Annotated in this window: 16 protein-coding genes; 8 read left to right on the top strand and 8 right to left on the bottom strand. The window is 65.4% G+C overall.

Annotation, left to right across the window (positions count from 1 at the left end; translation table 11 throughout):
• From trbE to ACFJIU_RS24240, 8 genes are read left to right on the top strand one after another with little or no spacing between them, the layout of a single operon-like run.
• On the top strand, positions 1-2,439 hold the full coding sequence (gene trbE, locus ACFJIU_RS24275) for a conjugal transfer protein TrbE (RefSeq protein ID WP_012114870.1): 2,439 nt from the start codon (positions 1-3) through the stop codon (positions 2,437-2,439).
• The gene (trbJ, locus tag ACFJIU_RS24270) at positions 2,436-3,197 is read left to right on the top strand and encodes a P-type conjugative transfer protein TrbJ (protein ID WP_012114871.1); all 762 of its coding nucleotides are present in this window, start codon (positions 2,436-2,438) and stop codon (positions 3,195-3,197) included. Before trbE ends, trbJ begins: the two co-directional genes overlap by 4 nt.
• A gap of 22 nt (positions 3,198-3,219) precedes the next feature.
• The gene (trbK-alt, locus tag ACFJIU_RS24265; RefSeq protein ID WP_012114872.1) at positions 3,220-3,510 is read left to right on the top strand and encodes a putative entry exclusion protein TrbK-alt; all 291 of its coding nucleotides are present in this window, start codon (positions 3,220-3,222) and stop codon (positions 3,508-3,510) included.
• A 3-nt stretch (positions 3,511-3,513) separates the two neighbouring features.
• A complete protein-coding gene (gene trbL / locus ACFJIU_RS24260) occupies positions 3,514-4,866 on the top strand; it encodes a P-type conjugative transfer protein TrbL (protein WP_012114873.1) in 1,353 nt (450 codons plus the stop codon).
• Positions 4,866-5,549 carry a conjugal transfer protein TrbF gene (trbF, locus tag ACFJIU_RS24255; RefSeq protein ID WP_012114874.1) on the top strand — a complete coding sequence of 228 codons (684 nt, stop codon included), beginning with the start codon at positions 4,866-4,868 and terminating at the stop codon, positions 5,547-5,549. Before trbL ends, trbF begins: the two co-directional genes overlap by 1 nt.
• Positions 5,546-6,571 (top strand): P-type conjugative transfer protein TrbG, encoded by a 1,026-nt coding sequence (gene trbG / locus ACFJIU_RS24250; protein WP_012114875.1) that lies wholly within the window; start codon positions 5,546-5,548, stop codon positions 6,569-6,571. Before trbF ends, trbG begins: the two co-directional genes overlap by 4 nt.
• Positions 6,568-7,773 carry a TrbI/VirB10 family protein gene (locus tag ACFJIU_RS24245; protein ID WP_012114876.1) on the top strand — a complete coding sequence of 402 codons (1,206 nt, stop codon included), beginning with the start codon at positions 6,568-6,570 and terminating at the stop codon, positions 7,771-7,773. Before trbG ends, ACFJIU_RS24245 begins: the two co-directional genes overlap by 4 nt.
• Positions 7,774-7,776: 3 nt before the next feature.
• Entirely contained in the window at positions 7,777-8,037 is a 261-nt protein-coding gene (locus tag ACFJIU_RS24240) for a DUF2274 domain-containing protein (RefSeq protein WP_078947110.1), read from the top strand.
• On the opposite strand, the gene ACFJIU_RS24235 is transcribed toward ACFJIU_RS24240, so the two are convergent.
• From ACFJIU_RS24235 to ACFJIU_RS24200, 8 genes are all read right to left on the bottom strand, one after another.
• Positions 7,946-8,899: a LysR family transcriptional regulator gene (locus ACFJIU_RS24235; protein ID WP_211325953.1), complete on the bottom strand. Its 954-nt coding sequence runs from the start codon at positions 8,897-8,899 to the stop codon at positions 7,946-7,948. The genes ACFJIU_RS24240 and ACFJIU_RS24235 overlap by 92 nt on opposite strands.
• Positions 8,900-9,113: 214 nt before the next feature.
• Positions 9,114-9,500: a DUF302 domain-containing protein gene (locus ACFJIU_RS24230; RefSeq protein WP_012114877.1), complete on the bottom strand. Its 387-nt coding sequence runs from the start codon at positions 9,498-9,500 to the stop codon at positions 9,114-9,116.
• 32 nt (positions 9,501-9,532) lie between these two features.
• Positions 9,533-9,658: a hypothetical protein gene (locus ACFJIU_RS24225; RefSeq protein WP_281271806.1), complete on the bottom strand. Its 126-nt coding sequence runs from the start codon at positions 9,656-9,658 to the stop codon at positions 9,533-9,535.
• Positions 9,655-10,047: a rhodanese-like domain-containing protein gene (locus ACFJIU_RS24220; RefSeq protein ID WP_012114878.1), complete on the bottom strand. Its 393-nt coding sequence runs from the start codon at positions 10,045-10,047 to the stop codon at positions 9,655-9,657. The genes ACFJIU_RS24225 and ACFJIU_RS24220 overlap by 4 nt, the downstream gene beginning before the upstream one ends.
• Before the next feature lie 11 nt (positions 10,048-10,058).
• Positions 10,059-10,964: an MBL fold metallo-hydrolase gene (locus ACFJIU_RS24215; protein ID WP_012114879.1), complete on the bottom strand. Its 906-nt coding sequence runs from the start codon at positions 10,962-10,964 to the stop codon at positions 10,059-10,061.
• Positions 10,965-10,987: 23 nt separating this feature from the next.
• Entirely contained in the window at positions 10,988-11,794 is an 807-nt protein-coding gene (locus tag ACFJIU_RS24210; protein ID WP_012114880.1) for a sulfite exporter TauE/SafE family protein, read from the bottom strand.
• Positions 11,794-12,252, bottom strand: coding sequence for a DUF6691 family protein (locus tag ACFJIU_RS24205; RefSeq protein ID WP_012114881.1), 459 nt, complete (start codon positions 12,250-12,252; stop codon positions 11,794-11,796). The genes ACFJIU_RS24210 and ACFJIU_RS24205 overlap by 1 nt, the downstream gene beginning before the upstream one ends.
• 4 nt (positions 12,253-12,256) lie before the next feature.
• Positions 12,257-12,682, bottom strand: coding sequence for a YeeE/YedE family protein (locus ACFJIU_RS24200; protein WP_012114882.1), 426 nt, complete (start codon positions 12,680-12,682; stop codon positions 12,257-12,259).
• Positions 12,683-12,971: the final 289 nt, after the last annotated feature.

Genomic DNA, 12,971 nt, shown 5'->3' with positions numbered 1-12,971 from the left:
ATGATGCACCTTGCCGAATATCGCCGAACCTCAACCCGTCTCGCGGACTTCCTGCCCTGGGCCGCGCTCGTCGGCGAGGGCATCGTCCTCAACAAGGACGGCAGCTACCAACGCACCGCCCGCTTTCGCGGTCCCGACCTCGACTCCGCGGTGCCGGCCGAGCTCGTCGCCGTGGCCGGCCGGCTCAACAATGCTTTCCGCCGGCTCGGCTCGGGATGGGCGATTTTCGTCGAGGCCCAGCGCCATGGCGCCGGCACCTATCCGGCGAGCCGCTTTCCCGATGCCGCGTCGGCTCTGGTCGACGCCGAACGCAAGGCCGATTTCGAGGAAGACGCCTCGCACTTCGAGTCGAGCTACTTCCTGACCTTCGTCTACCTGCCGCCGGCCGAGGACGCCGCCCGCGCCGAAAGCTGGCTCTATGAAGGCAAGGCCGATAACGGTCTCGACCCTCGTGAGGCGTTGCGCGGCTTCGCCGATCGCACCGACCGCGTGCTCCAGCTCATCGAGAACTTCATGCCGGAATGCGCATGGCTCGATGGCGGCGAGACGCTGACCTATCTGCATTCGACCGTCTCGACCAAACGCCACCGCGTGCGTGTGCCCGAGACGCCGATGTATCTCGACGCGTTGCTGGCCGATCAACCGCTCACCGGCGGACTGGAGCCGCGGCTCGGCGACGCGCATCTCCGCATCCTTACCATTGTCGGTTTTCCGACCGCGACCACGCCCGGGCTGCTCGACGACCTCAACCGGCTCGCCTTTCCCTATCGCTGGTCGACACGCGCCGTCCTACTGGACAAGACCGACGCCACCAAGCTGCTAACCAAGATACGGCGGCAGTGGTTCGCCAAGCGCAAGAGCATCATGGCGATCCTCAAGGAGGTGATGACCAACGAGGCTTCGGTGCTCGTCGACACCGATGCGGCGAACAAGGCGGCCGATGCCGACCTCGCGCTCCAGGAACTCGGCGCGGACTATGCGGGTCAGGCCTATGTCACCGCGACGGTCGCTGTCTGGGACGCCGATCCACGCATCGCAGCCGAGAAGCTCCGGTTGGTGGAGAAGATCGTTCAAGGCCGCGACTTCACCGCGATGGCGGAAACGATCAACGCCGTCGACGCCTGGCTTGGCTCGCTGCCGGGCCATGTCTACGCCAACGTCCGGCAGCCGCCGATCTCGACGCTCAATCTCGCCCATATGATTCCGCTGTCGGCGGTGTGGGCGGGGCCGGAACGGGACGAGCATTTCGGGCAACCCCCCTTGCTCTACGGCAGGACCGAAGGCTCGACCCCGTTCCGGTTTTCCCTTCATGTCGGCGATGTCGGTCACACGCTCGTCGTCGGGCCGACCGGCGCCGGCAAATCGGTGCTCCTGGCGCTGATGGCGCTGCAGTTCCGGCGCTATCCCGGCTCCCAGGTCTTCGCCTTCGACTTCGGCGGAAGCATCCGAGCTGCAGCGCTCGCGATGGGCGGCGACTGGCACGATCTCGGCGGCGGCCTGACAGAAGGCGCGGCTGACAGCGTCTCGCTGCAACCGCTCGCCGGCATCCACCACGTGCCGGAGCGCGCGTGGGCGGCTGATTGGATCGTCGCGATCTTGCAGCGCGAGGGCGTGACGATCGCGCCAGAGGTGAAGGAATACATCTGGACGGCGCTGACCTCGCTGGCGAGCGCGCCCGTCGTCGAGCGCACCCTGACCGGACTCGCCGTCCTCCTTCAATCGAACGATCTCAAACAGGCGCTGCGGCCCTATTGCGTCGGGGGCGCCTATGGCCGGCTGCTCGACGCCGAGAGCGAGCATCTTGGCGAAGCCGTTGTGCAGGCGTTCGAGACCGAGGGCCTGATCGGCACGGCCGCCGCGCCGGCCGTGCTCGCCTATCTCTTCCACCGCATCGAGGACCGCCTCGACGGCAGCCCAACGCTGCTCATCGTCGACGAAGGCTGGCTGGCGCTCGATGACGAGGATTTCGCCGGCCAGCTCCGCGAGTGGTTGAAGACGCTCCGCAAGAAGAACGCGTCCGTCGTCTTCGCCACCCAATCGCTCTCCGACATCGACAGTTCTGCGATCGCGCCGGCCATTGTCGAGAGCTGCCAGACGCGGCTGCTGTTACCGAACGAGCGCGCGATCGAACCGCAGATCACCGCGATCTACCGCCGCTTCGGGCTCAACGATCGCCAGATCGAGATCCTCGCCCGCGCGATGCCGAAGCGCGACTACTACTGCCAATCCCGCCGAGGCAACCGACTCTTCGAACTCGGTCTGTCCGACGTGGCGTTGGCGCTCTGCGCCGCCTCCTCAAAAACCGATCAGGCGGCGATCGAGCGCGTCATCGCAGAGCACGGCCGCGAAGGTTTCCTGCCGGCCTGGCTGCGTCTGCGCGGCGTCGCCTGGGCCGCCGACCTCATCCCCAACCTCAATAACCTGGAGACCCAGCCATGATCTTCCGTCGCTCACGCGCGGCGCTTCTTGCCGCATCGATCCTTTCCGTCCCCGTGGCGATGTCGCCCGTGATGATCCAGCCGGCGTCCGCGCAATGGATCGTCTACGACCCGACGAACTACGTGCAGAATGTTCTCTCCGCAGCTCGTGCCCTGGAGCAGATCAACAACCAGATCACCTCGCTTCAGAATGAAGCGACGATGCTGATCAACCAGGCGCGAAACCTCGCGAGCCTGCCTTACTCCTCGCTTCAGCGCCTGCAGCAGTCCGTGCAGCGGACGCAGCAACTCCTCGGCCAGGCGCAGCGCATCGCCTACGACGTCCAGCAGATCGACCAGGCCTTCACCTCCACCTACGGCAATGCGTCGATGTCGGCGTCCGACCAGCAACTCGTAGCGCAAGCGCGCGAGCGCTGGCAGAACACCGTCGGCGGCCTGCAGGACGCCATGCGGGTGCAGGCCGGTGTCGTCGGCAACATCGACACCAACCGCGCCGAGATGTCGGCGCTCATCGGCCAAAGCCAGGGCGCGACCGGCGCCTTGCAGGCGGCGCAGGCAGGCAATCAGCTCCTCGCGCTCCAGGCGCAGCAGCTCGCCGATCTCACGGCCGTCGTCGCTGCGAACGGACGAGCTCAAGCGCTGACCGAAGCGGAGCGTGCGGCGGCTGCCGAGCAGGGCCGTGAGCAGCGCCGCCGCTTCCTGACGCCCGGCGTCGGCTATCAGCCCGGCAACGCCCGCATGTTCCCGAATGGCAACTAAGGCCCCCCAAGAGGATCGTGTCATGGACGGCAAGCTTCTAGCGCGCCTCGGCGCCGTCGTCTTCGTCGCCGTCGCCATCACCGCGACGGCGATCGAGATGACCCGGAAAGAGGAAGACCCCGCCGGCCAAGCGCTGCAGCCGGTTGAAGTCACGCCGGCTGATCCGCTGCGCCAGGCGCAACGGCGCTGCCAACTGCTCGGCGAGGCCGCCGCGCGGGATACCGAATGTCTGCGCACCTGGGCCGAAACCCGGGACCGATTCCTTGGCGCTACGCCCGCGCCAGCATCGCCCCAGCCGCAGGACGGACGGTGAACCATGGGCGGCACCGGCGTCATCGACCAGTTCCTCGGCGTATTCACCAGCTACATCGATAGCGGCTTCGGCCTGCTCGGCGGCGAGGTGGCGTTCATCGCAACCACGCTGATCGTCATCGACGTGACATTGGCCGCGCTGTTCTGGAGCTGGGGCGCCGACGACGACATCATGGCGCGCCTGGTCAAGAAGACGCTGTTCGTCGGCGTCTTCGCCTACATCATCGGCAACTGGAACAACCTCGCGCGCATCGTGTTCGAAAGCTTCGCCGGGCTCGGCCTGAAGGCGTCGGGCACGGGATTTACCGTCGACGATCTCATGCGTCCCGGCCGTGTTGCGCAGACCGGCCTCGACGCCGGCCGGCCGCTGCTCGATTCCATCTCCAACCTGATGGGCTGGATCGCCTTCTTCGAGAACTTCATCCAGATCGCCTGTCTGTTGTTCGCCTGGGCGCTGGTGCTGCTCGCCTTCTTCATTCTCGCCGTCCAGCTCTTCGTCACCCTGATCGAGTTCAAGCTGACGACGCTCGCCGGCTTCGTGCTGATCCCGTTCGGCCTGTTCGGCAAATCCGCGTTCATGGCCGAGCGCGTCCTCGGCAACGTCATCTCGAGCGGCATCAAGGTGCTGGTCCTCGCCGTCATCATCGGCATCGGCTCGACGTTGTTCTCTCAATTCACCGCCGGGTTCGCTGGCCAGACGCCCACGATCGACCAGGCCATGGCGATCGTGCTCGCCGCACTGTCGCTGCTGGGTCTCGGCATCTTCGGTCCCGGTATCGCCAACGGCCTCGTCTCGGGTGGTCCGCAGCTCGGCGCCGGCGCCGCGGTCGGCACCGGACTCGCGGCGGGCGGCATAGTGGCGGCGGGCGCTGCGACTGTTGGGGCCGTGGCATCTGGCGGCGGCGCCCTTGCTGGAGGAGCCGCCGCCGCCGCCCGTGGCGGTGCGGCGATGGCGGGCGGCGCTTCGACCGCTTACAGCCTTGGCGCCGCTGGCCAGTCGGGCGCCGCAGGCGTGGCGTCAGGCTTGGGCGGGGTCGCACGCGCAGCCGGCGGCGCGGCGGCTTCGCCCCTCCGCCGGACGGCCTCGCGCGCCGCCGATAGCATGAAGTCGAGCTTCTCCGAAGGCGCCAAGTCCGCGTTCGCCGCCACCGGCGGCACATCGACCATGGGTACGATCGGCGGAAGCGCGGCCGAGGCTGCGCCATCGCAGGCTGCTGACGGGCCGCCGGCCTGGGCCCGCCGCATGAAGCGTTCTCAAGCCCTGAGCCACGGTGTGACCGCGGCCGCCCATGCCGTGCGCAGCGGCGACAGCCATGGCGGCGGCTCTTCCATCAATCTCTCCGAAGGCGATCGCTGATGTTCAGAAGACCCTCCGTTCACTACGGCAAGACGCCCGAACCTGAGACGCCCTACCAGCGCGCCGCTCAGGTCTGGGATGAGCGCATCGGCGCCGCGCGCGTTCAGGCCAAGAACTGGCGCTTCATGGCGTTCGGCTCGCTGATCCTGTCCGCTGGTTTCGCGGCGGCGCTTGTCTGGCAATCGGCGCGCGGAACGATCGTCCCTTGGGTCGTTCAGGTCGACAGGCTCGGCCAGGCGCAGGCAGTCGCGCCCGCTGTCGCCGACTATCGTCCGACTGACCCGCAGATCGCCTTCCATCTCGCGCGCTTCATCGAGCAGGTTCGATCGATTCCGTCCGACGCTATCATCGTCCGGCAGAATTGGCTGCGCGCCTACGATTTCACGACCGACCGCGGTGCGATGGCACTGAACGACTACGCGCGCTCGAACGACCCCTTCACCAAGGTCGGCCGGCAGCAGATCGCTGTCGATGTCTCCAGCGTCATCCGGGCGTCGCCCGACAGCTTCCGCGTCGCCTGGGTCGAGCGCCGCTACGAGAACGGCCAGCTCGCCGAGACGACCCGCTGGACCGCCATCCTCACCATCGTCATGCAGGTGCCCCGCAATGCCGACCGGCTGCGCGCCAACCCGCTCGGCATCTACGTCAACGCCATCAACTGGTCACGGGAGCTTGGGCAATGAAGCCGTCTTTCCGTAAAGCCGGAAACCCGGCTTCTCGCACTTCCACATTTGCGATTCTGCTGCTGTGCACGTCGGCCCTCGCCGGCTGCGCCACGGCGAACAGGCCGCCGGAGATCTCCTACGATGACGCAGTGCCGGCGGCGCTGAGCGCCAATCCCCCGGCTCCCGTGCGCGTGGTCGAGCTGCCGAGACCTCTGCCGCTCCCTGGTCAGATGAAGCCCGTCGAGCCATCCCGCGGCACACCCGAACCCACCGATCCGACAGCGCGCGTCAATCAGGCCAACGCCGCCGCGCGCGTGCAGCCGGTCCGCGACGGCTTCATCAACGCCATGCAGGTCTATCCCTATACGGGCGGCGCGCTCTATCAGGTCTATACCGCCGTCGGCCAGATCACCGACATAGCCCTTCAGCCGGGCGAGCAACTGGTCGGCTCCGGTCCAGTCGCCGCCGGCGACACGGTTCGCTGGATCATCGGCGATACGCTGAGCGGCGCGGGCGCGACGAGCCAAGTCCACATCCTGGTGAAGCCCACCCGCGCCGACCTGATGACGAATCTCATCATCAACACGAACTTGCGCACCTACCACATGGAACTTCGCTCGACCGAGCGCACCTATATGGCTTCGGTGTCCTGGCAGTATCCGCAGGATCAGCTCATCGCGCTGCGGCGCCAGAACGCGCAGGCAGAGGCCGCTAGGCCAGTCGCCACCGGCGTCGACCTCGCCAACATCAATTTCCGCTATGCGATCGAAGGCGACCGCGCACCTTGGCGACCGCTGCGCGCCTACGATGATGGTCGCCAGGTCTTCATCGAGTTTCCCCGCGGCATCGGCCAGGGCGAAATGCCGCCGCTGTTCGTAGTGGGTCCGGAAGGCAACACCTCCGAACTCGTGAACTACCGCGTTCGCGCAAACTACATGATCGTCGACCGCCTGTTCGCGGCCGCCGAGCTGCGCTTCGGCGCAGGCGACCGCCAGAAACGCGTCCGGATCGTCCGCACCGATGGGAGGCCCGCGTCGTGAGTGAGCCTGGCCCCCGGAAAGAAGAACAGGAGGCGCCGCTGACCGGGCCGGCCGACGACGCTGCCGCCCCAATGCGGCTTCGTGCGGAAGCGCCGCGCGTCACGCGCCTCTCGCGCAAGGTGCTTGCCGGCATCGGCCTTCTGGCGAGCGTCGGGATCGGCGGCGCGTTGATCTATGCGCTCCAAACCCGCGAGGGGGGGACGCCCGCCGAGGAACTCCACTCGACCGACAATCGCTCGACTGCCGACGGCCTTTCCGGATTGCCGCGCGATTATAGCGGCGTTCCGCAGCTTGGCCCGCCGCTCCCGGGCGACCTCGGGCGCCCCATCCTGGGCGCGCAGAATCGTGGTCAGCCGTTGCCAGCCCAAGCCAATCCTGGTCTTAGCGCCGAGGAGCAGCGCCGTTTGCAGGAGATCGAGACTGCGCGCGTCAGCAGGCTTTTCACCGGGACGGAGAACCGTCCAATGGCGTCGACGGGCCCCGCGGCTGCGACGATCGCGCCACCGCCGGCGCCTGACCTCGCCGGCCTCGGCCTCGCGCCACCACCTGCCACACCATCAGCGCAAGATCGACAGCTTGCATTCCTCAATGCGGCCGCCGATCGGCGCACGGTGGCACAGGATCGCGTTGCGGCGCCGGCGTCCCCCTATATCCTTCAGGCGGGCGCCGTGATCGCCGCCGCGCTCATCACGGGCATCCGCTCCGATCTTCCGGGCCAGATCACCGCGCAGGTGACGGAGAACATCTACGACAGCCCGACAGGGCGCATCCTGCTGGTGCCGCAAGGGACGCGGATCATCGGCCAGTACGACAACAATGTTCAGTTCGGCCAGAGCCGTGTGCTCCTGGTCTGGAATCGGCTGATCCTCCCGAACGGGCGCTCGATCGTCCTCGAGCGTCAGCCCGGCGCCGACGCTGAAGGCTATGCGGGCCTTCAGGATGGCATCGACTATCATTGGTGGGAACTGGCAAAGGCGGCGGGACTATCCACGCTGCTGAGCATTGGCGCCGAGCTCGCCACCAACGACGACGACCGCCTGATTCAGGCGATCCGCAACGGCGGGCAAGACACCATCAACGATGCGGGCCAACAGATCGTCCGCCGCCAGCTCAACGTCGCGCCGACGTTGACCATACGGCCGGGCTTTCCCGTTCGCGTTATCGTCACGCGTGACCTGGTCCTCGAACCCCACGGAGGCTAACCGATGGCCAAGCTAAGGCTAGGGCCGCTCGAAGACGACAAGCCGGTGAAACTCTCGGTGGAATTGCCCGCTGCTCTTCACCGCGATCTCATCGCATATGCGGAGATCCTTGGCCGCGAAAGCGGCAAAGCCGTCGAGCCCGCCAAGGTCGTCGCACCGATGATCGAGCGTTTCATGGCGACGGATCGCGGTTTCGCGAAACTCCGCCACGCATCCCGTTCCCGTTCGCGACCGGCGGACAGCGCTCCTCCAAAAGCCGAATGAAATGCCCCACTGCAGGGTTGTCGTCGTGGCCCTTCCAATAGGCGCGATAGACGATATGAGTCGAGCCATTGCCGTCGCGCGCTTCACGATGGACCACGCCCTCATAGTTGGCGCCCATGCACGCTTCGCACATCACGCTGACGCCGTAGCCAGCGCCGACCAGGCTCTTGATGTTCTCCAGACTAACATCGTGCCGAACGACCTTAGGCAGATCGCCGGGAGAAGCCAGCTTGGCAACAAGGATATCATAGATCTCCGGGCCGGGATCGCGCTCGCACAAGAGGAACCGTTCGCGCTTCAAGTCAGTCCAGTAAACAATCTCGTTGGCGGCGAGAGGATGGTCCTGAGGCAGGGCAACGATAATGCGCTCGCTCCACAGCATCATCGAGCGGTTGCCGTCCAGTGCGGGCTCGCCGGTAACGATGGCGATGTCGATCTTGCCGTTCTCGATTCCCTTGGACAGTCGTGCCCGCGAGCCTTCGACCGTGCTGATGTGCACCTGCGGAAAGCGCCGAGAATACTCAATAAGCGTGGCGCGGAGATTGCCCGCCGACAACGACGTATAGAATCCGATTGTGATGTGTCCGGCTTCGCCCCGCCCCACCGCCTTGACGCCATCGATCACAACCTCCAGCTCGTGGAGGACGCGCCGCGCGCCGTGGATGAAGTCGCGCCCAGCCGAGGTCGGTCGCACGCCGCCATTGGTTCGCTCGAAAAGCCTAACGCCGAGTTGATCCTCGAGATGCCTGATCCGGCGGCTCAGATTGGATTGCTTCAGTGCGAGCGAATCCGCCGCCTTGCGGAAGCTGCCATGGTGTGCCGCCGCCTCGGCATAGCGTAGATGTTTAAGCTCGATCGACACGAGAGCGCTCGTTTCGTTGCACTGAAACGGCACAATCACGGAACGCACCGTGTTCAGCATACGTCGAAAGCGCACAGGAGACGTCGACCATTCGTGCAGCCGCAACGACATAGCGGAGATGACGCAGTTCGATCCTCAGGGCGCAGTCTCCCTCCCTTTCCATAGAACTCCGAAGGCTTTGGCTCGTGAAGCTGATGGAGCAGAAATGCCGCTGTCAGAGGCTCTGGATCACCTTCTCCAGCTTGCCTCTCACGGTTTGCGCTTTATCGGCGAGCTCACGGTTCTGAATCGCCTGCATAGAGGCGACAGGATCGACTGCCGCGATTTCAACCTCGCCAAGCCTAAGTTCCTGGACGATGACGTTGCAGGGCAGCATCGTCCCGACCTTGTCCTCGAGCTTGAGCGCCTCTAACGCGAGCGCCGGGTTGCAGGCCCCGAGGATCGTATAGGGCCGAAAATCCGCGTTCACCTTCCGCTTAAGGGTTTCCCGGATGTCGATCTGCGTGATGACGCCAAAGCCCTCCGCCTTCAAGGCTTCCGTCGTGCGTGTGAGAGCATCGTCGAATGACGTCGAGAGCGTTTTTGCAAGGTAGTAGCTCATGACCTTGATCCTTTCTGGTTAGACGCTGTCTCTTACCGACGGCGTGAAAAGATGTACTTGGCGAGGGCGATCGCCGCGAGCACGAGAACAATGATGATGACGAGCCAGAAAAAGCCCATGCCCCACATCATTCCTCCACCCATCATGTCTTGCATCATCGGTTGACCTCTTCCACGAGTCCGCCCGCCTGCTGGAGGGCCGGGAACCCGCCGGCGACATGCGCTACGTTCGTGATGCCCATTTCCTTGAGGGCCTTGGCGCCAAGAGCGGAGCGGTTACCTGATCCGCAGTAGAGCACCAGCTTCTTGCCCCCGCCCAGCTCCGGCTTGTGCGTCGGGCTGGTCGGATCGGCCTGGAACTCGAGGAATCCGCGCGGCACATGCACGGCACCCCGGAGCTTACCTGTCTTTTGCAGCTCCTCGGCCTCGCGCACGTCCACAAACATCACGCTGGGGTCGCCCACCAACTTCGCTGCTTCTGGGCCCGAAAGCGTCTCGATGTCCCGGCTTGCCTCAGCCACTAGATCCTTTGCACTTTTCGTCGTCATGATTGGCTCCTTCACTCGTCCCACGGTGCGTCGAGCGCATCGAGGGGGATCTTGAGATAACGTATGCCGTTTTCCTCGGGCTCAGGCAGCCGACCGCCCTGGATGTTCACCTGCAGGGAGTGCAGGATGAGCTTCGGCATAGGCAGCTCGCGGTCGCGCTTCTCGCGCAGGGCCACGAACTCCTCTTCCGTTCTTGCCTTTACGAGGTGCGTGTTCCTGGCCCTCTGCTCAGCCACTGTGCTTTCCCATTCCGGCTTTCGACCGCCAGGGCAGTAGTCGTGCCCGGTGAACAAGCGGGTGTCGTCGGGCAGCGCCATGATGCGTTGAATACTGTTCCACAGCACCTTTGCTGAGCCGCCAGGGAAGTCGGCCCGGGCTGTGCCGCCATCCGGCATGAAGATAGTGTCGTGGATGAAGGCGGCGTCGCCGACCACGTAGGCGATCGAGGCGAGCGTGTGCCCCGGCGTGAACACCACCTCGACGTCCATGTTGCCGATCTTGAAACGTTCGCCGTCGGCGAAGAGCCGGTTCCATTGCGAGCCGTCTGGCGGGAAGCTGTCGGGCAGGTTGTAGATCCCCTTCCAGAGCTTCTGGATCTCGACGACCTTCTCGCCGATGGCGGTCGGGACGGCTGTCTTGTCCTTGAGGTAGCCGGCCGCCGAGAAATGATCGGCATGCGGATGGGTGTCCAAAATCCACTCCAGCGTGTAGTCCTCCTGGTCGATATGCGCGAGGAGCTGATCGGCCGAGTGAGTGGCCGTAGCGCCGGACTTCGGATCGAAGTCCAGCACCGGGTCGATTATGGCGGCGCGCTTCGTCTCCGGATCGGCGACGACATACTGGACGCTAGACGTGCGCTTCTCGAAGAAGCCCTTCACGACAGGGTTGCCTTTCAGAGGCGAAGACGAGGCGGGCATGCAGTTTGCTCCTTTCGATTGATTCATGGCTGAGTGGCTGTCAGCGCGAGGAGCCCTCGGGCAATAATGTAGAGGCCGACCACGATCACGAGGCCGGCGAAAAGCGTGCCCAGCATTTGCTTGCGGCTGGCGACAACTTTTCCAAGTGCCGTCCCGACCAGCCCACCGACGAGCCCCCCGAGCACGAACAGGCCGGAGAGCCACCAGTCGACGAGCCCTGAGAGCGCGTAGCTGGCGGCCGTCGCCGCCCCGAAGGCCGCCACCCCAACGAGCGAGGTGCCGATGGCGAACGCGAGCGGCATCCGGGTCGCGAGCATCAATCCCGGTACGATCAGGAATCCACCGCCGATCCCGAAGAACCCGGAGAACACTCCGACAGTGAAGCCGATCCCGAGAAGAAGAGGCAGGAGCTCTCGCGCAGTCTCGGACGAGAGGCGTACGTCCGGGTTGCCGCGGCCCTCCCGCCTGCGGAGCATCACGGCGCCGATCACGACCATCACGACGCCGAACAACGCCAGAAGCTTCTGGCCATCGACGGCTTTGGCGACGGCCGCGCCAGCAAATGCGCCGAGGACACCGGCGGCAGCGAAGACTGCGGCGCACCGCCATTTGACGTTGCCGGCGCGCCAGTGCGGGAAGAGATTGCCAAGGGCGCTCGCGGAAACAGCGACAGCGCTTGTGCCGATGGCCACGTGGGGCGAGGCCACGCCGACCACGTAGACCAGCAGCGGCACGGCAAGGATCGAGCCGCCACCGCCCACGAGCCCGAGAACCAGCCCCACGATGCCGCCCGAGCCTGTGGCCAGGAGAGAGGTGATGAGGTCGGGCATTAGCCGTCTACTCCCGCCGGCCCGCGTCGGAAGGTCACCTGTGGCCAGTCGTCCGGGAGCAACCGGAACAGGGCCATGCCGGTCATCATCGCCGTGATGAAGACGAAAACCTGCCAAGGCCCGAAGGTAAGCGCGGTCAAAGCCGGGCCCGGGCAGAGGCCGACCAGGCCCCATCCGACGCCGAAGAGCACGGCCCCACCGATCAGGCGCGGATCAAGATCGCGGCGGGTCGGGATCTCAAGCCGCCGCGCGAAGACCGGGACACCTCGGCGCTTGGCGAGGAGGTATCCGAGCGCAGACACTGCGAGGGCGCCGCCCATCACCAAGGCAAGGCTCGGGTCCCAGTTGCCGAAGACGTCGAGGAACCCGAGCACCTTCGCCGGATTGACCATCTCGGAGATGACCAGCCCGAGGCCGAAGAGCAGCCCGGAGGCGAAGGCGGAGATGATGAGGGACATGGAGTCAGCCTCCGAGAACATGACGCGTGATGAAGACAGTGGCGATGGCCGTGGCCATGAAGACCGCTGTCGCGGCGAGCGAACGTGGCGAGCCGCGTGCGACGCCGCAAACGCCGTGACCGCTGGTGCAACCTGCCCCGAGACGGGTGCCGAAGCCGACGATCAGGCCTGCGACGGCCAGAAGCTCTATCGAAGGAGTCAGGGTGATCTGCGGCAGCGCGCCGCCAAGCGCGGCGTAGAGGAATGGGGCGAGGAAGAGGCCGGCGACGAAAGCCAGGCGCCAGCCGATCTCATTGCGGGCAGGATGAATGAAGCCGCCGAGGATGCCGCTGACACCCGCGATGCGGCCATTCAGGAAGAGGAACAGAGCCGCGGAGGCGCCGATCAACAGGCCGCCGAGCAGCGCTGATACCGGAGTAAAGTTGTCCATTCCTTCGACCCGATCAAAACATTAGACGATCCCTATTTAGGGTTGCCTTCATATCTGCGCAAGTGCGATGATATGCATCTACGACGGGTGAACGATGGAAACCGTTGGTGGTATCGGGTTACCATTCACCTCGCGAGTTTATCCAGGCTCGCGCCAACCCGTGACCGTTTCCGGTCGTTCGGGGGCAACAACATGCGGGAGGAACGGCTCGTTCATAGAGTCGCTGATCCTCCTGCTGCTGAGGAACTGCGCCACGCCTGCGCCCAGTCGCCCACCAAGCAACCTTGAT

Source organism: Mesorhizobium sp. UC74_2, assembly GCF_042701485.1.
Classification (GTDB): Bacteria; Pseudomonadota; Alphaproteobacteria; order Rhizobiales; family Rhizobiaceae; genus Mesorhizobium.
This window is presented reverse-complemented; position numbering and strand designations above follow the sequence as displayed.

Coding starts and splice junctions, on each gene's coding strand:
- trbE (WP_012114870.1), top strand. CDS start 1: ATGATGCACCTTGCCGAATATCGCCGAACCTCAACCCGTCTCGCGGAC.
- trbJ (WP_012114871.1), top strand. CDS start 2,436: ATGATCTTCCGTCGCTCACGCGCGGCGCTTCTTGCCGCATCGATCCTT.
- trbK-alt (WP_012114872.1), top strand. CDS start 3,220: ATGGACGGCAAGCTTCTAGCGCGCCTCGGCGCCGTCGTCTTCGTCGCC.
- trbL (WP_012114873.1), top strand. CDS start 3,514: ATGGGCGGCACCGGCGTCATCGACCAGTTCCTCGGCGTATTCACCAGC.
- trbF (WP_012114874.1), top strand. CDS start 4,866: ATGTTCAGAAGACCCTCCGTTCACTACGGCAAGACGCCCGAACCTGAG.
- trbG (WP_012114875.1), top strand. CDS start 5,546: ATGAAGCCGTCTTTCCGTAAAGCCGGAAACCCGGCTTCTCGCACTTCC.
- ACFJIU_RS24240 (WP_078947110.1), top strand. CDS start 7,777: ATGGCCAAGCTAAGGCTAGGGCCGCTCGAAGACGACAAGCCGGTGAAA.
- ACFJIU_RS24230 (WP_012114877.1), bottom strand. CDS start 9,500: ATGAGCTACTACCTTGCAAAAACGCTCTCGACGTCATTCGACGATGCT.
- ACFJIU_RS24225 (WP_281271806.1), bottom strand. CDS start 9,658: ATGATGCAAGACATGATGGGTGGAGGAATGATGTGGGGCATGGGCTTT.
- ACFJIU_RS24220 (WP_012114878.1), bottom strand. CDS start 10,047: ATGACGACGAAAAGTGCAAAGGATCTAGTGGCTGAGGCAAGCCGGGAC.
- ACFJIU_RS24215 (WP_012114879.1), bottom strand. CDS start 10,964: ATGCCCGCCTCGTCTTCGCCTCTGAAAGGCAACCCTGTCGTGAAGGGC.
- ACFJIU_RS24210 (WP_012114880.1), bottom strand. CDS start 11,794: ATGCCCGACCTCATCACCTCTCTCCTGGCCACAGGCTCGGGCGGCATC.
- ACFJIU_RS24205 (WP_012114881.1), bottom strand. CDS start 12,252: ATGTCCCTCATCATCTCCGCCTTCGCCTCCGGGCTGCTCTTCGGCCTC.
- ACFJIU_RS24200 (WP_012114882.1), bottom strand. CDS start 12,682: ATGGACAACTTTACTCCGGTATCAGCGCTGCTCGGCGGCCTGTTGATC.